General features: G+C 46.2%; 18 protein-coding genes. 8 read left to right on the top strand and 10 right to left on the bottom strand.

Features of this window, described 5'->3' with window-relative positions:
• Positions 1–58: 58 nt before the first annotated feature.
• A complete protein-coding gene (gene cysE, locus QUA25_RS04760; protein ID WP_333035994.1) occupies positions 59–865 on the top strand; it encodes a serine O-acetyltransferase in 807 nt (268 codons plus the stop codon).
• A 222-nt stretch (positions 866–1,087) separates the two neighbouring features.
• Here the strand turns inward: cysE and QUA25_RS04765 are convergent, their stop codons facing one another.
• The gene (locus QUA25_RS04765) at positions 1,088–1,669 is read right to left on the bottom strand and encodes an Npun_F5749 family FMN-dependent PPOX-type flavoprotein (RefSeq protein WP_333035995.1); all 582 of its coding nucleotides are present in this window, start codon (positions 1,667–1,669) and stop codon (positions 1,088–1,090) included.
• Positions 1,670–1,799: 130 nt separating this feature from the next.
• Between QUA25_RS04765 and QUA25_RS04770 the strand changes: the two genes are divergently transcribed.
• Both QUA25_RS04770 and QUA25_RS04775 read left to right on the top strand, forming a co-directional pair.
• The gene (locus tag QUA25_RS04770) at positions 1,800–2,918 is read left to right on the top strand and encodes a tocopherol cyclase family protein (RefSeq protein WP_333035997.1); all 1,119 of its coding nucleotides are present in this window, start codon (positions 1,800–1,802) and stop codon (positions 2,916–2,918) included.
• Between the two features lie 47 nt (positions 2,919–2,965).
• Positions 2,966–3,466 carry a plastocyanin/azurin family copper-binding protein gene (locus QUA25_RS04775; RefSeq protein WP_333035998.1) on the top strand — a complete coding sequence of 167 codons (501 nt, stop codon included), beginning with the start codon at positions 2,966–2,968 and terminating at the stop codon, positions 3,464–3,466.
• A gap of 7 nt (positions 3,467–3,473) precedes the next feature.
• Here the strand turns inward: QUA25_RS04775 and QUA25_RS04780 are convergent, their stop codons facing one another.
• The 6 genes from QUA25_RS04780 to pflB all read right to left on the bottom strand — a co-directional run bounded on the left by QUA25_RS04780 (position 3,474) and on the right by pflB (position 11,463).
• The gene (locus QUA25_RS04780) at positions 3,474–4,379 is read right to left on the bottom strand and encodes an MvdC/MvdD family ATP grasp protein (RefSeq protein WP_333036000.1); all 906 of its coding nucleotides are present in this window, start codon (positions 4,377–4,379) and stop codon (positions 3,474–3,476) included.
• Positions 4,380–4,592: 213 nt separating this feature from the next.
• Complete coding sequence (locus tag QUA25_RS04785; protein ID WP_333036002.1) at positions 4,593–4,910, bottom strand: hypothetical protein; 318 nt, start codon at positions 4,908–4,910, stop codon at positions 4,593–4,595.
• A gap of 123 nt (positions 4,911–5,033) precedes the next feature.
• Positions 5,034–5,327 (bottom strand): ATP-dependent Clp protease adapter ClpS, encoded by a 294-nt coding sequence (gene clpS / locus QUA25_RS04790; protein ID WP_015178834.1) that lies wholly within the window; start codon positions 5,325–5,327, stop codon positions 5,034–5,036.
• A 228-nt stretch (positions 5,328–5,555) separates the two neighbouring features.
• Positions 5,556–8,186 carry a bifunctional acetaldehyde-CoA/alcohol dehydrogenase gene (gene adhE / locus QUA25_RS04795; protein ID WP_333036005.1) on the bottom strand — a complete coding sequence of 877 codons (2,631 nt, stop codon included), beginning with the start codon at positions 8,184–8,186 and terminating at the stop codon, positions 5,556–5,558.
• 127 nt (positions 8,187–8,313) lie between these two features.
• Complete coding sequence (pflA, locus tag QUA25_RS04800) at positions 8,314–9,054, bottom strand: pyruvate formate-lyase-activating protein (protein WP_333036008.1); 741 nt, start codon at positions 9,052–9,054, stop codon at positions 8,314–8,316.
• A 180-nt stretch (positions 9,055–9,234) separates the two neighbouring features.
• Positions 9,235–11,463: a formate C-acetyltransferase gene (pflB, locus tag QUA25_RS04805; RefSeq protein ID WP_333036010.1), complete on the bottom strand. Its 2,229-nt coding sequence runs from the start codon at positions 11,461–11,463 to the stop codon at positions 9,235–9,237.
• Between the two features lie 413 nt (positions 11,464–11,876).
• On the opposite strand from pflB, the gene QUA25_RS04810 reads away from it, so the two are divergent.
• Positions 11,877–14,612 (top strand): bifunctional acetate--CoA ligase family protein/GNAT family N-acetyltransferase, encoded by a 2,736-nt coding sequence (locus QUA25_RS04810; RefSeq protein ID WP_333036012.1) that lies wholly within the window; start codon positions 11,877–11,879, stop codon positions 14,610–14,612.
• A 94-nt stretch (positions 14,613–14,706) separates the two neighbouring features.
• Here the strand turns inward: QUA25_RS04810 and QUA25_RS04815 are convergent, their stop codons facing one another.
• Positions 14,707–15,309, bottom strand: coding sequence for a superoxide dismutase (locus QUA25_RS04815; protein WP_333036013.1), 603 nt, complete (start codon positions 15,307–15,309; stop codon positions 14,707–14,709).
• Positions 15,310–15,690: 381 nt separating this feature from the next.
• Here QUA25_RS04815 and QUA25_RS04820 point away from each other — a divergent pair, with 381 nt between their 5' ends.
• Positions 15,691–16,230, top strand: coding sequence for a phosphate-starvation-inducible PsiE family protein (locus QUA25_RS04820; protein WP_333036015.1), 540 nt, complete (start codon positions 15,691–15,693; stop codon positions 16,228–16,230).
• A gap of 173 nt (positions 16,231–16,403) precedes the next feature.
• On the opposite strand, the gene QUA25_RS04825 is transcribed toward QUA25_RS04820, so the two are convergent.
• Positions 16,404–16,955 carry a peroxiredoxin gene (locus tag QUA25_RS04825; protein ID WP_333036017.1) on the bottom strand — a complete coding sequence of 184 codons (552 nt, stop codon included), beginning with the start codon at positions 16,953–16,955 and terminating at the stop codon, positions 16,404–16,406.
• Positions 16,956–17,074: 119 nt separating this feature from the next.
• Here QUA25_RS04825 and QUA25_RS04830 point away from each other — a divergent pair, with 119 nt between their 5' ends.
• A complete protein-coding gene (locus QUA25_RS04830; RefSeq protein ID WP_333036019.1) occupies positions 17,075–18,415 on the top strand; it encodes a peptidylprolyl isomerase in 1,341 nt (446 codons plus the stop codon).
• Positions 18,416–18,524: 109 nt separating this feature from the next.
• Here the strand turns inward: QUA25_RS04830 and QUA25_RS04835 are convergent, their stop codons facing one another.
• Positions 18,525–19,235, bottom strand: a complete 711-nt coding sequence (locus tag QUA25_RS04835; RefSeq protein WP_333036021.1) for a tetratricopeptide repeat protein — start codon at positions 19,233–19,235, stop codon at positions 18,525–18,527.
• Between the two features lie 593 nt (positions 19,236–19,828).
• Between QUA25_RS04835 and QUA25_RS04840 the strand changes: the two genes are divergently transcribed.
• Entirely contained in the window at positions 19,829–20,545 is a 717-nt protein-coding gene (locus tag QUA25_RS04840) for a pentapeptide repeat-containing protein (protein ID WP_333036023.1), read from the top strand.
• 559 nt (positions 20,546–21,104) lie between these two features.
• A complete protein-coding gene (locus tag QUA25_RS04845) occupies positions 21,105–21,836 on the top strand; it encodes a cytochrome c biogenesis protein CcdA (protein WP_333233091.1) in 732 nt (243 codons plus the stop codon).
• Positions 21,837–21,969: the final 133 nt, after the last annotated feature.

Here is a 21,969-nt window from a genome sequence, read left to right on the forward strand (position 1 = left end):
ATCCAGTAAAATGTAAAATCGAAAGTGGCGTGTTTAACCAAAATAGGTAACTCCGAAAGTGCTAAAGACTCTTAGAGCTGACTTCAGTATAATTTTCGATCGCGACCCTGCCGCTCGCAACTGGCTGGAAGTTTTGTTTTGCTACCCCGGTCTTCAGGCCCTAGTGCTGCACCGCCTCGCACACTGGCTTTATGTGTTGGGGCTTCCCTTCATCCCCCGCTTGATTTCCCACATTGCTCGCTTTTTGACCGGAATTGAAATCCACCCAGGGGCAACCATCGGCAAAAGCGTATTCATCGACCACGGTATGGGGGTTGTGATCGGCGAAACAGCGATTATCGGCGATTTTGCCCTAATTTACCAAGGTGTCACCCTTGGCGGTACTGGCAAACAAAGCGGCAAGCGTCACCCTACCGTCGGCGAAAACGTAGTTGTCGGTGCCGGCGCCAAGGTACTCGGCAATCTGCAAATTGGCAATAACGTCCGCATCGGCGCGGGTTCCGTCGTGCTCCGCGACGTACCATCTGACTGTACAGTGGTAGGGATTCCCGGCCGCATCGTCTATCGATCGGGAGTGCGCGTCAATCCCCTAGAACACGGCAGTTTGCCGGATTCGGAAGCTGCGGTAATTCGCTCTTTGCTTGATCGTATCGAATCCCTCGAACAGCAAGTAAAAAGTTTGCTTCCTCAAGCATCTGTCTCCTTAACTTCTGTTCCCAATTCCCACAATTTCCAGTCAGTATCAGAAGCTTTAAACCAAGCCAGCAATGTAGCCTTAGCCGAAAAAACCCAACTAGCTGCAACCCCTAGCTGCAAGTTAAAAGATAAAGCCATTCAAGAATTTTTCGACGGCAGCGGCATCTAAAATTTGAATTGGGCATTGGGCATTGGGCATTGGGCATTGGGCATTGGGCATTGGGAAGAAGGCCCGCGCAGGGCATTGGGCATTGGGCATTGGGCATTGGGCATTGGGCATTGGAACTGACAACAAATAACCAATAACCAATAACTAATAACTAATAACCAATAACTAATAACTAATAACCAATAACTAATGACTACTGACTACTGACTACTGACTTCTTTTTCAAGGATTAACCGATCGCACAGACCAATTTCCCTCCCCATCGCGCCGATAAAGCGACCGGTTCTGCGGTTCCCCCCGCAACTCCAAAAAATCCACCGTTTCCGGTTCCAACAACAGCAAGCAAAAATTAGGCAGCGGGTCGATCGCATTTGGGGAAGCAGAATCAAAAGCACTAGCCTCGGCTTTGTCATCCCCCGGATGCGGCCAAGCAAACTGTGCTCTAGCCGCCTCAGAAAGCTCCTGCCAAGTTGTGCGCCGGGATAAACAAAACTCTGCCTCTGGATAATCTGCCCCTACCAAAACTAGCTTTCCAGCAATCCGAAATTGTTCGCGAGTTTTCGGGAAATACCAGCAAATTTCCCCCCAAGGATAGAGGTTAATCTCCTCTGCCTTTTGACTGCGAATATCTGTAATAAACTTTAACTGATTAGTATCTGCTAAAAAGCCTCGAAACACCACAGTGCGGTTGGCAGGACGCCCGGTAGCCCGAACAGTCGCTAGTTGCAAGTAGCGAGCAAAAGCAAGACTGCGGTTGCGGTGGAGCGCGCGAGCTAAGGGCGATCGCCAAAGTGCTAAAGACATAATTAATAACCTATCATATTGGTAATGGGTAATTGGTAATGGGTAATTAGTGCATTTTCCCTTCTGCCTCCTGCTTCTATCCCCTAAACTCACAATTTACAAGTTTTAAAATCTGGCTATTGGTAATTTTATGTCAAATTCACTCTCAAAACTCAAAATTATTGAAACTCCCCACAGTGGCTACCACTGGGACGGCAGTTCCCGCCGCTTTTTTGAAGGCTGGTACTACCGAATAACATTACCGATTCACGGACAATCCTTTGCATTCATGTATTCAATAGAAGACCCCAGAGGCGGTCAACCTTACAGTGGCGGTGCAGCTCAAATTCTCGGTCCGAAAGATAGCTATTTGTGTCGCACCTTTCCCGATGTAAATAAGTTTTGGGCACACCGAGAAAGCTTAGGTTTCGGACATTGGGGCAAAACAGATTTACAAATTAAACCCGGATATTTAGAACCGCAAGTATTCGACAGCAGCGTCGAAGAAGGCTATCAAGCTACTGCTACTTTGAATCAAGGTTATCTGCACGAGCCGGGAAGCGGCAGTCACTGTTTTTGGCAGTACGAAATTCAACCTATTTATGGCTGGGGAAACTCAGAGGAAATCCAGAGATCTACAGCCGGAATGCTATCTTTTCTGCCTGTATTTGAGCCTGGATGGCAAATTTTAATGGCTCACGGTTTAGCCACGGGCTGGATCGATTGGAATGACCAACGCTACGAATTTAAAGATGCTCCCGCTTACAGCGAAAAAAACTGGGGCGGTGCTTTTCCCCAAAAGTGGTTTTGGATTAATTGCAATTGTTTTCAAGGGGAAAAGGATTTAGCTTTAACTGCTGGCGGCGGGAAGCGGGGCGTGCTGTGGTGGATGGAATCGGTAGCAATGATTTGTCTGCATTACCGAGGAAAATTTTACGAATTTGTGCCTTGGAATTCGCAAGTTAGTTGGACTATTGAGCCTTGGGGAAGCTGGAAAATGCAGGCTAGAAACAGTCAGTTTGAAATAGAGTTAATTGGCACTACAAACAGTTCTGGTACTTATCTGCGAGCTCCTACAGAAAAAGGCATGGCTTTTTGCTGCCGGGATACCACGCACGGCGAATTGCGCTTGCAACTGCGAGAGTTGTTGGGGGGGAATGTCGAAAAAAATGGCAAGCAGCGTTCTAGAATTATCTTAGAGGCTCAAAGTTCTTTATCGGGTTTGGAAGTTGGGGGCGGCCCTTGGGATGAAGTTTGGCGATCGAATTAAACCATTAGTCATTAGTGATTAGTCAGTTAATAGTAGTGAGAACAGCCATGATCCATTTACTCGGTTGGCAATTAGCCAAATTCTACCCCAGCCAGCGGTTAGAAAAAACTTTCAAGGTGATTTTGGGAGTAATTTTATGTTTGAGCACAATCTTGATGCCCGCGGCAATTGCTAGTGCTGCCGGTGATTTGTCTCGGCAACCTGTCACCGAAATTACTGTTAGTTTGGGTAACGAAGCTGGCGAACTCAAATTTTTCCCCAATCTGCTAGAATTTGAATCGGGCAAGCGCTATAAATTACTGCTAAAAAATCCCAGTTCGCAGAAACATTATTTTACTGCTAAAAACTTTGCTGATGCGAGTTGGACTCAAAAAGTTGAAGCTGGGAAAGTGGAAATTAAAGGAGCGATTCACGAATTGGAACTTAAACCGGGCGCTATGGCAGAATGGGTGTTTGTGCCGATGAAATCGGGAACGTATAACCTGCGATGTACGGTAGCCGGACATACGGAAGCGGGGATGATTGGCAAAATTACGATCGCCTCTTAAGTCCGAGTTAATACATTAACAGATTGACTAATTTTTGTGTAATCGGAAAACCAGTCTGACGCTCAAAATGTCTGAACATCGGACTAGGATTAGCCTCTAAAAATACATACTCACCGGTTGGCTTAAGACGCCAATCAATAGCAGTCCAATCGAGCATAAATGCCTTTAATATTGCTAAACATTGTTTGTGAACTGATTCGGGCAAATCTACCGGAATTAACTCGGACTCTAAATCTTCCCGAAAGTCCAAAGCTTGACTGCGAATTTCCGCAGAATAAACTGATTCACCAATCACATAACTGCGAATATTTGTCCCAGGAATATACTCTTGTATTGTGATTGGAGAAATACTCAAAGCCAAGTCCAGCCGATTAGGTTCTAAATGTGCCTCTGTCACCAACTTGGTATGAGCGCCACCATAAACGGGCTTAAAAATTACTTTTTTCTGAGATTGGAAAAATTCCCTAACTTGCTCTGGATTGTTACTGATTAAAGTTGCAGGAATTGTCACTCCTATTTGCTTTGCCCGACTTAGTTGTAGGGGTTTTTCTTTATGAAATTGGTATGCCTGCCAGGAATTAATCCAGCGAGCCGGACAAGCTTGCATTAGTGATCGCACTGTACTCATGGAATCGTTCAATGCAACTTGCTGTTGATTGGCATCTTTTAAATGTGCAACGCCAACACCGGAAAAATTGCGCCAAAATACACTGTGAATATCTTGAAAATTCAACTGGCGACCTCCGGGTAGCGTCAAGCACCCTACCAGGGTATCAGGTTGCCAAGACAGACGTAACTGTCTTGGAAACAGATAGGTATCTAAATAATCTACTTCTGCACCGGCTTGGGTGAGAGCATCTTTTATATGAGTAGCATGAGCATCTGAATCGTTACCCAGAATTAAAATGTTCATGGGAAATTTGAAAATTAAAAATGTGCTAAAATCAAGTACAAATATGAAAAGTCGCATCACTTGTTTTGAGAGTGTTGCAACTTTTTATATATTGAAAAAAACTTTGAAAAAAAACACTCGAATGAGGCTGAATCTTTGAAAGTCTTATTACAGAAATAAGTGGAAGATTTCAGGAATTAGGCAGAATCTCTACCATTGTCGCCAGGAATGAGATTACCAATAAATAGGGCCTCCACCGCCTTCAAACCAAGCTTTTGTGTAAGGTCCTCCACCCTCTTCACCTATAGCCAGAGTGGTCATCGGAGGGTCAATGGGAATAGGCTTGGGAGGAAATCCTCCTCCTCCTTCACTTCCCGGACAGGGAGCTGAGATACACTGTATCGGACCACCCCCACCTTCTTCACCTAGAGCCAGAGTCGTGAAACGAATTCCACCTCCGATGTGGGCGGCCTGTTCATCAGTTAACGTCTCTTCAAAATCCAAATCAATTGCTTCGAGATCAGCAATATCTAGATCAAAAGGATGATTCATAAAATTCTCCTACTTGAGTAAAAGATTAGGTGTATTGACACATAATCTAAATCAAGAGGATGAAGTGATGTTGCCATTTTGGCAAATTTGAAAGTAAGTATTGTAACTGTTAATTAAAAAATGTTAAGCTGACTCTAGCGGAGCCATTGTCAGTCCGGCACGGCTCAATTGCATATGATAAAGTTCTGCTTGCTCTTGCGGGCCAACCCAGACTGTGGCCTGGCCTTCGTGGTGGATTTGGTTGGCGAGTTTCCAAGCTCGATCGCTCGTCATCCCCGGAATGTATTTCGTCAAACATTCCACAACGTGCTGGAATGTGTTGAAATCGTCGTTAAGAACTATTACCCGATAGTTGGGATAAGGTTTGCGGGTAACTTGACTCGATCGAACGGGTGCTATGGTTGGTGAAGAGGTCATCGCGCGAACAGCCACTAAAACTACAAAATTCGTAAAATAGTTACCTCTAAAATTATAACACAATTTCAAAATATTTCAACCCCTACTTGGTATTTTGATCCGCTTCGGGGTTTATTTTCACAGCCAGGCCCTGGGTTAGATTTCTCCAGAAACTGTGGGGATTAGGGGTTAGGCATCCTGCCCCCCCATTGACAGGCTTTTCTGGAGAAATCTATTGCACCGCGCCGATTAAACTAAAGTTAACTGTCGATTGAGTTCAGAAGTGTCGCCGCCAGAATACGCTTGCAGCAGAAGTTGCTTTAAATCTTCAATCAGCGGATAGCGGGGGTTCGCTCCGGTACACTGATCGTCAAAAGCGCGATCGGCCATTTCCTCAACGCGAGCAAAAAAGAAATCATCACTCATTCCCTGACTGGCAAGAGCCTCCTGAATCGTGCTAGGAAGATCTACCTCACGCTTGAGAGCTTCCACCGCTGCGATCAACTTCTCAACTTTTTCATCTTCTGTATCGCCGCCCAAATTCAGATAGTCCGCAATTCGAGCATAACGCCACTTGCTGTTAGGATACTTGTTTTGAGAAAAAATCGCTTGTTTGAACGGAACATCCGTGGCATTGTAGCGAATTACGTGGGAAATCATCAGCGCATTCGCTAAACCGTGAGGGACATGGCAAGTTGCACCTAATTGGTGAGCCATTGAGTGACAAACCCCCAGAAAAGAGTTAGCAAATGCCATCCCGGCGATCGTAGCAGCATAATGTACTTTCTCCCGCGCTTTCGGATCGTTAGCACCATTTTTGTAAGCGCTGGGCAGGTATTTAAACAGCAAACGAATCGCTTCTAAAGCCAAACCATTTGTATACTCAGAAGCCAACACAGAAACATAAGCTTCTAAAGCGTGGGTTAGCGCATCAATGCCGCCGTAAGCAGTCAGTTTCCGGGGCATATTCAGTGTAAGTTCTGGATCGACGATCGCCATACTCGGAGTCAAAGCATAATCTGCAAGCGGATACTTAATCCCCGATCGTTCATCCGTAACAACCGCAAAAGGCGTGACTTCCGAACCCGTTCCCGAAGTAGTGGGAATTGCCACCATAATTGCCTTCGATCCCAAAGGCGGCAGTTCGTATACCCGCTTGCGAATATCCATAAACCGCATCGCCAATCCTTCAAACTCAATTTCTGGATGCTCGTACATCAGCCACATTACTTTAGCAGCATCCATCGGCGAGCCACCACCAAAGGCAATAATCACATCTGGATGGAAACTATTGCAGATTTCTAAACCTTTGCGAACAGTAGCGAGCGAAGGATCGGGTTCCACATCGTAAAATGTGTAGTGATCGATGCCGATTTCTTCCAAACTATCTGTGACTTCCTTAGTCAATCCCAATTCAAACAAAGGTTTATCCGTCACGATCAAAGCACGTTTCTTACCTGCAAGATCCCTCAAAGCTACAGGAAGACAACCCGACTTAAAATAAATCTTGGGAGGAATGCGGAACCAGAGCATATTCTCGCGCCGTTCTGCTACGGTTTTGATATTCAGCAGGTGATGGGGTGTGACGTTGACAGAAATGGAATTATCGCCCCAGCTACCGCAACCGAGGGTAAGGGAGGGATCGAGGCGGAAATTGTACAAATCGCCGATCGCACCTTGAGAAGAAGGCGTATTAATCAGCACCCGCGAAGTCTCTAGTTTGCTTTCAAAATAACGAATGTGGTTCTGATTGTGCGGAGCCGTGTAGAGTACAGAAGTATGTCCGTGTCCGCCAAAAATTATCAGCGCTTCGGCTTTGTCTACTGCTTCAGTAAAGTCCTTGGCGCGATACATGGCGAGAATCGGCGAAAGTTTTTCACAAGCAAAGGGTTCTTCTTTACCAACCGCCTCCACTTCTCCAATCAAAACCCTGATGTTTGACGGCACTACAAAACCCGCTATCTGCGCCACCTTTTGCACCGATTGTCCGACTATTTCGGCATTCAATCGACCATCAATTAAGATTACCTGCCGCACTTTTTCTCGTTCTTCAGCATTGAGGAAATAAGCACCGCGCTTGATAAATTCCAGTTGCACTGCATCGTACACCTCATCCACAACAACCACCGATTGTTCCGAAGCACAAATCGTGCCGTTGTCGAAAGTTTTGCTGAGCAAAATTGAGCTGACAGCCATTTGGATGTGGGCGGTTTCATCGATGATGGCGGGAGTATTTCCCGCGCCGACACCGAGGGAGGGATGCCCTGAAGAGTAGGCAGCTTTTACCATTCCCGGCCCGCCAGTTGCCAAAATTAGTTTGATATCGGGGTGCTGCATCAAAGCTTGGGAAAGTGGCACAGTTGGCTCATCAATCCACCCAATAATATCCGGTGGTGCTCCGGCAGCTACAGCAGCATCGAGGAGGATTTTTGCCGCCGCAGCCGTGCAGGATTTTGCGCGGGGATGGGGCGAAAATATAATGCCATTTCTCGTCTTGAGCACTATTAAAGACTTGAAGATGGTGGTGGAAGTCGGGTTAGTTACAGGAACGATTCCCGCCAGCACTCCCACGGGTTCGGCAATGCGTTCGTAGCCAAAATGCCGATCGGACTCGATGATACCGCAAGTCTTGTCGTTTTTGTATTTGTTGTAAATCATTTCCGAGGCAAAATGATTTTTGATTGCCTTATCTTCGATGACTCCCATTCCCGATTCTTTGACTGCTGCCTTGGCTAAGGGAATGCGGGCGGCATTAGCGGCTAAAGCTGCTTGCTTGAATATGCGATCGACCTGTTCTTGAGTGTAGGTGGCAAATTCAGCTTGGGCTGCTTTTACTTTTTGAATTAAGACTTCTAATTCTTCTAAATTGGTAACTTTCATGTTGTTTTTCCTGATGTTTATTTCGGGAAAATTATTGCCTCAATCTTTTATTGGTAGGGAACCCGCAGATCGACGCAGATAATTTCAAGATTGTTGGTGAGTTGTGAACGCGGTCTTTTAATTATTATTATATACCGCTAGCTCCGATCGCATTGACGCCGCGACTGCGAAAAATATCAACTGTTTGTTGCACGAGTTCCGGTGAAGCTGGAGGTGTATCCTTGAGTTCGTAATCCAGTTTTAATTGTTCCCATTTGTATTCTCCCATTTTATGAAATGGTAATACTTCGACTTTTTCCACATTGTTCAGATTGGCAATAAAATTCGCTAGTTTTTCTACGTTTTCGATGGCATCTGTGAGGTGAGGAACTAGAACGAACCGAATCCACGTCGGTTTGCCAATTTCGCTGAGATATTTAGCCATTGCTAAAGTTGGTTCGATGGAAACGTTGGTGACTTTGTAATACAGTTCTGGAATGTAGGATTTGATGTCCAATAAAACCAGATCGGTCATTTCCAGAACCGGTTTAGCCACTTCTAAAAGACAGAATCCTGATGTGTCTAGGGCTGTATGCAATCCCATTTGATGACAGCGACTAAAGATTTCTCTGACAAAATCCGGCTGCATCAACGGTTCGCCGCCGCTGACTGTAACGCCTCCTTTCCGCAGGTAGGATTTACATTTTGTAATTTGATCGATTAAATAATCAACGGTTACTTCTTTACCATCGTGGGAATTGTGGCAGTCGGGATTGTGACAGTAAAGACAGCGTAAAGGACAGCCTTGGGTGAAGACGATAAACCGGATTCCGGGGCCGTCTACGGTACCAAATGTTTCGATTGAATGAATGCGACCAATTCCAGACATTGATTTGGTTTTGAATTTTGCTTGGCTTCAACTCCGCTTAGTCAGCCGTCAAGTTAAAGTTTTAGTTTGGCCTTCGATTCCGCTCAGCCAGCGGTTAAATCGTTAACGGAGCGAAGTCGAAGTTTGAGTTTGGGCTTTGCTCAGACAGCGTTTAGGTTGGTAGCTGAGCGAAGTCAGAAGCTATACCCGTTCGTGGAACGTGCGTTTAATCACATCTAATTGCTGTTCGCGGGTAAGTTTGATGAAATTAACCGCATAACCGGAGACGCGAATTGTTAGCTGGGGATAGTTTTCTGGATGTTCCATCGCATCTAGTAATGTTTGCCGATCGAGCGCGTTAACATTAATGTGATGGCCGCCATCGTGGAAGTAACCGTCTATAAGACTAACTAGGTTATTAGTCCGATCGTCCTCCATTCTGCCCAAGGCCTGCGGTAGAATCGAAAAAGTATTCGATATGCCATCTTGACAATCACTGTAAGGCAGTTTTGCTACAGAAGATAAGGATGCGATCGCCCCACAGGAATCTCGGCCGTGCATCGGGTTAGCACCGGGAGCAAAGGGTTCGCCTGCTTTACGTCCGTCGGGAGTGCTACCAGTTTTTTTGCCGTACACTACGTTAGAAGTAATCGTGAGTACCGATTGAGTCGCTACAGCGCCGCGGTAGGTTTTGTGCTGGCGAATTTCGTTCATGAAGCTTTGCACGAGTTCGATGGCTAGACTGTCTACGCGATCGTCATTATTGCCGTATTGTGGATATTCTCCTTCGATCGAGTAATCTACGGCTAAACCTTGCTCGTTGCGAAGCACTTTAACTTTAGCGTGTTTAATCGCCGAGAGCGAGTCCGCCACCACGGACAATCCGGCAATTCCGCAGGCCATTGTCCGGTAAACATCGCGATCGTGCAATGCCATTTCCAGCCGTTCGTAGCAGTATTTGTCGTGCATATAGTGAATGACATTCAACGTATTGATATACGTTTTTGCCAACCACGCCATCATGTCATGGAACCGCGCTCTTACCTCGTCATAATCGAGATATTCGGTAGTAATCGCTGGGAACTGCGGCGCGATTTGGTCGCCGGACTTCTCATCTTTACCGCCGTTAATCGCATAGAGCAAAGTCTTGGCCAAGTTAACTCGCGCGCCGAAAAACTGCATTTGCTTGCCAATTCGCATCGCGGAGACACAACAGGCGATCGCGTAATCATCGCCGTATTGAGGACGCATCAAATCGTCGTTTTCGTACTGAATCGAACTTGTGTCGCTGGATACCTTCGCACAGAATTCTTTGAAGTTTTCCGGCAAGTTTTCCGACCACAACACGGTGAGATTTGGTTCGGGTGCAGTACCGAGGTTTGAGAGAGTGTGCAAGAATCGGAAACTGTTACGAGTTACCAATGTTCTACCGTCATCGCTGATACCGCCGATCGCCTCTGTTACCCATGTTGGATCGCCAGAAAACAGAGCGTTATAGTCGGGAGTTCGCAAAAACCGCACCATGCGGAGTTTCATTACAAAATGGTCGATCAGTTCTTGCAATTCCACTTCGGAACTCGCGCCACTTTGCAAATCGCGCTCGAAATAAATGTCTAAGAACGTCGATACGCGGCCGAGAGACATCGCTGCCCCGTTTTGTTCTTTCACTGCTCCCAAGTAGCCAAAATACACCCACTGGACAGCTTCTCGTGCGTTTGCCGCCGGACGGCCAATATCAAAGCCGTAGCTAGCAGCCATTTCTTTTAACTCAAACAATGCCCGAATTTGCTCGGATAACTCTTCGCGCAAACGAATTGTTGCCTCGTCCATCGCGTCTAGTTCGAGCGATTCTTGCTGTGTTTTTTTATCATCAATTAGGCGATCGACACCGTACAAAGCCACGCGCCGATAGTCACCGATAATCCGCCCGCGTCCATAGGCATCTGGCAAACCTGTGATGATACCAGAACGTCTCGCCAGACGCATCGAGCGCGTGTAAACATCGAATACACCATCGTTATGAGTTTTGCGATATTTCGTAAATATTTCTTCTGTTTGCTGATCGAGCTGATAGCCGTAAGCTTCTAAACCAGCCTTGACCACGCGAATTCCGCCAAAGGGCATAATCGCGCGTTTCAAAGGTCGATCTGTTTGCAAACCTACTATTTGTTCTAAGTCGCGATCGATGTATCCTGCTGCATGAGCCGTGATAGATGTGGGAACTTTTGTATCAACATCCAATACACCTTTTTCGCGCTCTTGCTTCATTAATTCCAGAACTTTTTGCCAAAGCTGCTGGGTTTTTTCGGTTGGTGCTGTGAGAAATTCTGCATTCCCTTCATAGGGGGTGTAATTCTTTTGGATGAAGTCTCTGACGTTGACTTCGTTTGTCCAGTTGCCTTCAGTAAAGCCGTGCCATTCTGCAAACATAGCTTGCTTTCACCTCAATTTTTTGTTAGCGATCGATCTTTTTTTCTTCGACCACTACATCTACTATATATTTAATTTCAATATTTTAACTACCCGGTTCGCTACTTGTTACAAAAGTTGACTTGTTAATTCCGTGGAAAGAATTAAGATAGGTAGTAGGCAGAACATCCTCTTGAATTGTTAAGGAAGCTCTGACCAAATTGGTTCCCGAACTAACACTTTGACAACGGAAATGTTGTTTAAGGGCGGGTGGGTCGGAAACGCGCAATGAGATTTTTTTTTCAGAAACCGCGAACAGCCGAATAAGCTGAATAAAAAGCAGAAAACAAGTAGAAAAAGAGTTCGGATTGGATGCGGTAAGTGTAAGAGAAAGCAGAGCAATATTAATTGCTGATTAATTGAAGTAGGGTATTATGCAGATAAATTCAAGAAATCAAAGCACTGCGAGCGATCCGGCTCACGATATTTGGAAAGAACAGCGTCATCCGCTCGATCGGATTTTTAGGCCTCGGTCCGTGGCTGTAATCGGCGCAACAGAGAGAGAAGGAAGCGTCGGACGTACTCTGCTGTGGAACTTGATTCGGAGTCCTTTTGGCGGAACAGTTTTTCCGGTGAATCCGCAGCGCCGCAGTGTCTTGGGGCTCAAGTCTTATCCTGACATTGCTAGCGTCCCGGAAGTAGTGGATCTGGCGGTGATTGCTACGCCTGCTGCTGGGGTGCCGCAAGTGATCCGCGAATGTATCGCTGCTGGGGTGAAAGGAGCAATTATTGTTTCTGCTGGCTTTAAAGAGATTGGTGCGGCTGGGGAGGCTTTAGAACAGCAAGTTATGGCCGAGGCGCGTCGGGGCGGAATGCGGATTATCGGCCCAAATTGCCTCGGCGTGATGAATCCCGTGCTTGGGCTCAATGCTACTTTTGCAGGTACGATCGCCCGTCCGGGTAATGTTGCCTTCATCAGTCAAAGCGGCGCCCTCTGTACTTCAATTCTCGACTGGAGTTTGGGGGAAAATGTCGGTTTTAGCGCCTTTGTGTCGATCGGCTCTATGCTCGATGTCGGTTGGGGCGATCTGATCGAGTATTTCGGGGACGATCCCCATACTCACAGTATCGTTTTGTACATGGAATCTATGGGTGATGCTCGTTCGTTCCTGTCCGCCGCCCGCCCAGTGGCGATCGACAAACCGATCATCATTCTCAAGGTAGGACGTACCGCCGCCGCCGCGCAAGCCGCCGCTTCTCATACGGGAGCTTTGACCGGCAGCGATGACGTGCTTAACGCTGCTTTCCGCCGCTGTGGCGCGTTGCGCGTACATACAATTTCCGATTTGTTCGACATGGCAGAAATTCTGGCCAAGCAACCGCGACCGCAGGGCAACCGCCTGTCGATCGTCACCAATGCCGGAGGCCCAGGGGCGATCGCCACTGATGCCTTAATTAGCGACGGCGGAGCCCTGGCAGATCTGGCACCGGAGACGGTGCAGCAGCTTGATGAGTTTTTGCCGCCTCAGTGGAGTCATCACAACCCGATCGATATTTTGGGCGATGCTAGTAGCGATCGTTACGCCAAAACTCTAGAAGTGGTCGCTCCCGATCCCAATAGTGACGGATTGCTGGTCATCCTGACGCCGCAAGCGATGACAAATCCCACCCAAACCGCAGAAAAACTCAAGTCTTACAGCCAACTCGGAAAGCCCTTATTAGCAAGCTGGATGGGGGGCGTGGAAGTGTCAGCGGGAACGCAAATTCTCAATCAGGCAAATATTCCGACTTTCCCCTATCCCGATACCGCCGTCAGGTTATTCAACTATATGTGGCGGTACACATACAACCTGCGCGCTATCTACGAAACGCCATCTCTCCCCGCTGATTGCGAAATCGAGACTTCCGGGTGTGCTACTGCTGCGAAGATTTTGACTGCCGCCCGCCAAAACAATCGCACTCTATTAACCGAGTACGAATCAAAACAGTTGCTGGCAGCTTACGGGATTCCCACCATCGCCACATCCATCGCCACCAGCGAGCGCGAAGCTGTAGAAATTGCCGAGATCCTCGGTTATCCAGTGGTGCTAAAACTGCATTCTGAGACGATTACTCACAAAACCGATGTGGGGGGCGTAAAACTAAATTTAGGCGATGCTAAGGCTGTAATTAGTGCCTTTGAGGCGATCGCCCAGCGGGTAAGGGCGATCGATCCTGCAGCGTTTCTCGGCGTAACCGTGCAGCCGATGGTGCATTTGGAAGGCTATGAACTAATTTTGGGTAGCAGTATCGACCCACAATTTGGACCGGTGATGCTGTTTGGTTCCGGCGGGCAATTAGTGGAAGTATTTCAAGATCGATCGCTGGCACTTCCGCCTTTAAATACCACCCTAGCGCGGCGGATGATGGAGCAAACGCGCATCTATAAAGCTTTGCAAGGAGTGCGCGGTCGATCGGCAATTGACATGGTACAACTCGAACAGTTATTAGTTCGTTTCAGTCAACTGATTGTAGAGCAACCTCAAATTGCCGAGATTGATATTAATCCGCTGTTGGTTTCTCCTGAAGGTGCGATCGCTCTTGATGCCCGCGTTGTTCTCCAGACAACAGAAAACCCCATTTCTCCCGCGATTCGCCCCTATCCTACGCAATACGTTCAAACATGGTCAACTAACGGCGATCGTCCCATCACTATCCGTCCGATTCGCCCAGAAGATGAGCCGCTGATGGTGCTGTTCCACGAAGAACTTTCGGAAGAGAGCGTGTATTTGCGCTACGCTCACATGGTAAAGTTAAAGCACCGCATCGCTCACGAACGTTTGACCCGGATTTGTTTTATTGACTACGATCGCGAAATGCTGTTAGTAGCCGATCGTCAAGACCCGGAAACCTCAGAACACCGGATTTTGGCAGTAGCGCGTCTGAGCAAACTCCACGGCAAAAACGAAGCCGAATTTGCCCTGATCGTTAGCGATAGCTATCAGCAGCGCGGTTTGGGAACAGAATTATTGAGGCGGCTGCTGCAAATTGGTCAGGAAGAGAAATTAGAGGCGATCGTCGGCTACATTCTCAATAGCAACTACAAGATGCAGAGTCTCTGTAAAAAACTAGGATTTGAACTGCAACCAGACCGAAGCGAAGGAATGTTGAAAGCTGTTTTTGTCTGCTAATAGCAAGGTGAGTTAAATAATTCTCATTTAAAATTCCTCACTACAAACTTTATAGGTTTGTAGTGAGGACTTTAATCCTGAAACTCAGATGCTACTACGCCGCAGCCAAATTTGCTGCTGCAAAATCCCAGTTAGCCAAATTATCCAAGAAATTAGTAATGTAGTCGGGACGGCGGTTTTGGAAATCCAAATAATAAGCGTGTTCCCACACATCCAAAGTCAGCAACGGAGTTTGGCCGTGTGCTAGCGGGGTGTCAGCGTTAGCAGTTTTGGTAACTTTCAAAGTGCCGTTGTCTACAACCAGCCAAGCCCAGCCGCTACCGAACTGAGTTGTCGCAGCAGTCTTGAATTCTTCTTTGAATTTGTCGAAGCTGCCGAAGTCAGCGTTGATTTTCTCAGCTAAAGCTCCTGTCGGAGTGCCGCCGCCGCCCGGTTTAAGGGAATTCCAGAAAAAATTGTGGTTCCAAACTTGACCTGCATTGTTGAAAATGCCTGCTTTCGATGGGTCTTTAGCAGATTCCTTGACAATTTCTTCAAGGGATTTGCTCGCCATTTCCGTTCCTTCAATCAGTTTATTCAGATTGGTCACGTAAGCAGCGTGGTGCTTGTCGTGGTGGAACGAAAACGTGTTGGCCGACATATGAGCTGGTTCTAGGGCGTCAGCGGCGAAGGGTAATGGTGCGAGTTCAAATGCCATGGTGTTCAATCCTCTCTGGATTACTTTGGGTTTTTCGGTTGACTTGGTGGCTTTTTTATGATTAAAGCCGAGAGTCACTAGCTTGAGTTTATCAAGCTGTGGTAAATAATTCTTTACAATTTTCCTATTTTATAGCAGTTGCAGCATTTTAGGATTCAGACTTCTATTTTTTAGATATCAAAGCTACTTATTGCAGGCATCATCTAGCATAAACTATCACTAAATGTCAAGCCACCCTGGAGGCAAATAAAACTGTGTGTGAAATTGTCAACCCATCGAAATTTTATGAGACTGATAAATAGATTAAACCTGTAAATTGTCAAAGATTAACCTAAGTTCAATTAAGCTGTAAAAAAGTCAAACAAGTTGCAGGATATGTCAATGGAAAAGCGTTTAAACAACTCGTCTAGTCACCCCCCTCAATGGTTGAATCTGCAATTAATAGTCACCGCTCTGGAAACAGTCCAAGACTTAATTGTCATTTCCCTATGTATCGGTTTGTTTTGTTTCATGGTGCTAGAACTGCGAGAAATGTTTTTCTCCCTGCTGCCTCCTTTGAATTTCCAGCAAGTGACGGCAGACATTCTATTTTTATTAGTTTTAGTGGAATTATTTCGGCTGCTAATTATTTACTTGCAAGAGCAGCGGGTTTCGATAGGTGTGGCTGTGGAAGTCTGTATAGTATCTGTTTTGCGAGAAGTTATCGTGCGGGGAGTGCTGGAAACTCCCTGGGTTCAAATATTATCAACAGGCGCTTTTTTGCTGGTTTTGGGAGTGTTGTTGGTAGTCCGAGTTTGGTTGCCGCCAACCTTCGAGGGAATTGACCCGGAACGCCGCCTTGCTAGCAGAAATAGAAAATTTTCCGAGCAGGAATTTTCTTCCGATTCTGTTGCAATCAAGAACCAGTTTAATTCTCACTGAGTATGGTGGCACAGCCGATTTTAGATTTTAGATTTACAACGTTTGTAGTGAGGACTAAAATCCTCTGAAAATACAGAGGACTTTAGTCCTCACTACAAATACAAGCTTCATCAGCCATGCCCAATTATTAAAATCTAAAATCTAAAATCTAAAATCTAAAATTTAAAATGGTATTACCCGTTAGCCTGCAATTCCCCCAAACGAGCCAACACTTCTTTCGAGTGAATCGCCGGATTAATCTTCACAAAAGTTTCCCGTAAAACGCCTTCAGGGTCAATAATAAAACTGTGGCGCGCCGAGATAAAACTCATCCAAGAACCGTAAGCTTTGCTCACTTTACCATCCATATCAGCTAACAGCGGAAACTTCAAACCTTCGGAATCGCAAAATTCCGCATGGGAATCGACATCATCAGCGCTAATACCGATAATTTGAGTATTCTTTGCCAAGTATTTGGGCAAGTCTTCCTGAAATCTCCGCGCTTCGATCGTACATCCCGATGTAAAGTCTTTCGGATAAAAATAGACTACCAGCCACTTACCGCGATAATCCGACAGGGACACTTGTCCGTCGCCGCTGTTTGTCGGCAAACTAAAATCTGGCGCTGGTTGATTTACCGTCGGAAGCTTGCCACCGAGGGCCAATGCAGGTGCGGCAAAATTGAAACTTAGAACAACTAGACAAATGGCCAATAAAGTGCTAAAAAATTTGCGACGGGACATCATAAATTTAGAAGTAGAACTGTACTTAAGACAAGTTTACAGTTTTCTGATTAAATGGGTAGGGGCAATTCGCGGATTGCTTCTAAAACCCAAAGATCACTCACTCAAATAGCAATTTACCCATGAGCGCTGCACTCCCGTTAACAGGCAAAGCTATAGTAGTCCAGGTAATTAACGGTCAACCCATTACGATCGAAGTAGACGGCACTAATGCCCCGATTACTGGGGGAAATTTTGTTGACTTAGTTGAACGAGGCATTTACGACGGGGTGATGTTTCACCGAGTTGTGCGCCAGCCAGATCCTTTTGTGGTGCAAGGAGGCGATCCGCGCAGCAGAGATACTACAATTCCCGCCAGTCAATTGGGAACGGGTAGTTTTATTGACCCGGATACCAATCAGCCGCGTTTTATTCCTTTGGAAATCAAGCCGCAAGGGGCCGCGCAACCTGTTTACAACCAAGTTGTAACCCAGACGCCGCAGTTGCGGCACACTCGCGGGGCTGTGGCCATGGCTCGTTCTAATGCTTTGGATTCGGCTTCTTCGCAGTTTTATTTTGCTTTGGATGAGTTGCCATTTTTGGACGGTAATTATGCTGTTTTTGGCAACGTTATTCAAGGTTTTGAAACGGTGAATGCGGTGCAGCAGGGCGATCGCATTTCGACTGCAAAAGTCGTTGACGGCATAGTCCCCAGTCGGGTTTCTAGCATCATTACCGATGTTGATTTCCTTAACGATTCCATTAACATTAGCAATTTGGCAAATCTGCCTTTGCGACCCCTCAGATTGGCCAACACCCCGAACAACTATCAAGTCACTCCCCAAGACTATGAGCAAAATCTCGGCGGTGTAGTGGGAGGTAGCGCAAACGATCGCATCCTCGGTGAAGCCACGTATGGTGATGGAATTAACGGCAGCCAAGGCAACGATACCCTCACGGGCGAAGAAGGCGACGACTTTCTCAGAGGCGGCAAAGGTAACGACTCCATTAGCGGCGGTGTTGACGACGATATTATCAACGGAAATCTCGGTGACGATAATCTCAATGGCGATGCTGATAACGACGTTTTGCGAGGTGGCAGAGGAAACGATGTTTTAATCGGCGGCGATGGTAACGATGTTTTAATCGGCGATAGTGACAGCGATACTCTCACCGGCGGTGGCGGTAGTGATACGTTTGTTCGGGTTACGGGTGAAATTCTGGAGTTGGATGGGACGAGCGATATAATTCTTGATTTTAGGCCGGGAGATGGCGATCGTATTGGCTTGACCAGCCCTTTATCCAACACCTCATTCACCCAATCAGGCAGCAACACACTCATTCAATTTGGAGGAGCTACTTTGGCTGTGGTTCAAAATGCCACTCCTGCAGCAGTTCAAAATGCTGCTTTTGAAATTAACTTTTCTTCTGCTTACCTTGCCGATAACTTGCCCCCCGGAGACGCGGCCTTGAGAATTGGCTAACTTTAACAAGACTCACGCAATAAATATAAGGGTAGGGTGCTCTTCGGTGCACCCTACCTGATTATCAATAGCCAATTCCCTATTCCCTATTCCCTATTGCCAAATTCAACTAACACCATAGCTTTGTAATTTGAGAAACTGCATCTTGATAAGAATCCATTCTCCCCTGCAGCTTAAAAAGCTCGGCAGCTTTCTGAAAATCCTCAAATGCTCCCTGAACCTCTCTCAATTTGTATCTAGTTACTCCTCGGTTAAAATAAGCTTTAGCAAAATCGCGATCGAGGCGAATTGCTGACTCAAAATCAGCTAGTGCTGCCAGGGAATTTTCCATTTGCAGGTGGATAGCACCTCGGTTAAAGTAAGCTTGGGTTAAATTGGGGTTGAGCAGCAGTGCTGAGTTGTAATCTGCGATCGCCGCAGTATAATCTTTTAGACCAGTCAGCATAAACCCCCGATTGCTGTAATACTTGGCTCGGTAAGGATTGAGTTCGATGGCTGTAGTTAAATCTTCGATCGCCGATTGCTTGTAGCCTAATTTGTAGCGGGCCACACCGCGATCGTTGTAAGCTGACGCGAATTGCGGATTAATGTTAATTGTGGCAGTAAAATTTTTAATAGCGCCGTGCAAGTCTTGTTGTTCGAGATTTTTTAAACCCTGAGTGTAAAACTTTTTTGTACTAACTTTTAAATTTGCCTCTTGTCGGGATTCAGCTTGCTCCCCCGAAAATACGCCTGCAATATTAGTGAATCCCAAAGATTCGATCGAATTGAAAATAGTTGTGACAACTAATTGGGTTGGGAAAAGGGGGATAGTAGGCATGGGAGAAGTGCTGTTGAACTGTATGCTCTTATTTTCCTCCATAGCTGAGCTATTGACAGTGATATCCGCAGTCTCAGGAACGTGATAAGTTTGATGAGATTGGGTGATGCTGGGGCTTGAGTTGTGTGAGGAAGGTTAGCCTTAGTTAGTGATGCCGATCGCAATTAACAACAATTGCGCCTATAACCCTTTAAATATAAGGCTTGTAGGCTAGAGGAGCGGTTTCTTGATTCCCATATTGAGCAGTTTATACCAGGATGGTTTGCAGGTATGCCCCTGGGAAAGCGATCGCAACTGCCTGCAGCAAGTATTACTTTGTAGCGATATTGCACTGGCAAACCTCGATCGAACTTGCGGTTATCTTATACCAGGTTTTTAGGAAAAATATTAGTTTGGCAGCGAGGCATTTGTGAAGCAACCGGGTTTCTACCTCAAAGCGCGTCTAAGACTGACTAAGTTGAGTTTGTACCTGCGTCAGCCCTGATTAACCTTTCACTACACTAATATTTTTGAGTAATCTTGCTGAGGAAAGTTGCAGATTATTTGCTATGCTTGGATTAAACATCAATAATTTATGGCGCAAATTAGTGTCAATGAAAAGAGTTATGAGGTTGAAAACTTTCTTCGCTGCCGTGTTGGCGATCGTCCTGTTCACTCTCTACTTAACTCCTCCTGTGATGGCGGCGAATGGGGATGATGTGAGTCACCTATTAAAGGATAATTGGTGCGTCAGTTTTTTGTGGAAACAGTGCGATTTGAGCGCCGTCGATTTGCGGGGAGCCAATCTCCAAGAAGCCAATTTGAGCGGCGCTAATTTGTCCGGCGCTAATTTGTCCGGTGCTAACTTAAAAAATGCTGATCTTTCGGACGCAGACCTCACCGGCGCTAATTTAGCAAATGCTGATATTTTAGGCACGGATCTCAGTCGAGCCAATTTGACCGAAGCTAATTTCAACTGCACGAAGTTGTGGGATGCGAATCTGACTTTGGCAAATCTGAGCCGCGCCAATTTAGAAGATGCTAATGTCTTAGATTCTCGACTTTGGGGAAGCAATCTTACCGAAGCTAATTTAACGGATGCGACGCTGCACGGTGCTGACTTGCAATATGCTAATTTGGCCGACACTAATTTAACAGGTGCTGACTTGCACAGCTTCTTTTTCCGAGGTTCCAAACAAGTCACGAATTTGAGCAATGCTAATTTAGAAGGCGCTATTTTAACGGGAGCAAATCTCAGAGGTGCGGTGCTGGCAGGGGCAATAATGCCGGACGGGTCTATTAATGAAGAAAGTGGCTTTAATTTAAAGTAGAGTAAAATTAAGGTCTGCTTGAAGAATTTCCACAACAGGCTTTAGGGCCGATTTCGCAGTCAATGAATTATCTGGGGTAGCGGCACCCGTTGCCAACAGCTTGTTGAGGATGCTGTCAAGATATCAATTTAAACCAGGGTGCGATCGACCTTTTAACTCCCAAGCTGCGCCCGTTGCCAACAGCTTGTTGAGGATGCTGTCAAGATATTAATTTAAACCAGGGTGCGATCGACCTTTTAACTCCGAACCAGTAAATCTCGCTGAAATCTTAAATCTCAAACCGAACCTGCGCGCATCTGTTACAATTTTCAACAAAGCCAGAACAGCCCCGAACCTGAAGTCACCTGCCTAGGGATACCAGCCCCCGACAGGAGTCGTGAAGAGCAAAAATATTAGATATTTAGTTTAAACTCCCAGATTCATCTGTAGAGTAAATCTAAAATCTAAAATCGATCGGCTGTGGAGTCAATCTAAAATCTAAAATCTAAAATTTAAAATCTAAAATCGATCGGCTGTGGAGTCAATCTAAAATCTAGAATCTAAAATCTAAAATCGACTGATGGAAACCCTGCAAACTCAACTTTACGAACTCGCACAATTTGCTAATAATTTAGTAAATACTCAACTGACAAACCTCAGTCTAGTCAGCGTCGGAGTCATCTTTCTGGCAGGGTTGCTAACGAGCTTAACGCCCTGTATGCTTTCAATGTTGCCGATCACGATCGGCTACATCGGCGGATACGAAGCAAAAAGCCGCCTGCAAGCCGCCGCCCAGTCTGCGTGGTTTTCCCTGGGATTAGCCACCACCCTGGCGGGTTTGGGTATTGTAGCATCATTTGCCGGACAAGTTTATGGGAAAATTGGCCTGGGTTTACCGATTCTTGTCAGCATTATTGCTATTCTAATGGGGCTGAATTTACTCGAAGCTTTACCCTTACAAATGCCGTCTTTCGACGCTGTGGGGTGGGTGCCGAAAGATTTACCGGCGGGCGTGCGATCGTACTTATTGGGCTTAACTTTTGGTTTAGTAGCGTCTCCCTGCAGCACGCCGGTTTTAGCTACACTCTTAGCTTGGGTTTCCAAAACGGGAGATACAGTTTTAGGTGGTGTGTTGCTGCTGTTTTATGCTGCTGGCTACGTCGCTCCGCTGATTATAGCAGGTACTTTTACTGCCAGCATTAAAAAGTTGTTAGAATTACGTCGGTGGTCGAGTTGGATTACGCCTGTTAGCGGCGTTTTGCTAGTAGGATTTGGCGTTTTCTCTCTGCTTTCCCGAATCCTTCCCGCGTAATGCTTGTAGTAAGGACTTCAGTCCTTATTTAGAGATATAGCAATCACTACGGAATGCGTGAATTAAGTTTTTATTTAACGAACCGCGCAGACGGGAAGAACACGAAGGAAGAAATAAAAGAGAAAGACTTCAA

The sequence above is a fragment of the Microcoleus sp. Pol17C6 genome, assembly GCF_036701145.1.
Classification (GTDB): domain Bacteria; phylum Cyanobacteriota; class Cyanobacteriia; order Cyanobacteriales; family Microcoleaceae; genus Microcoleus.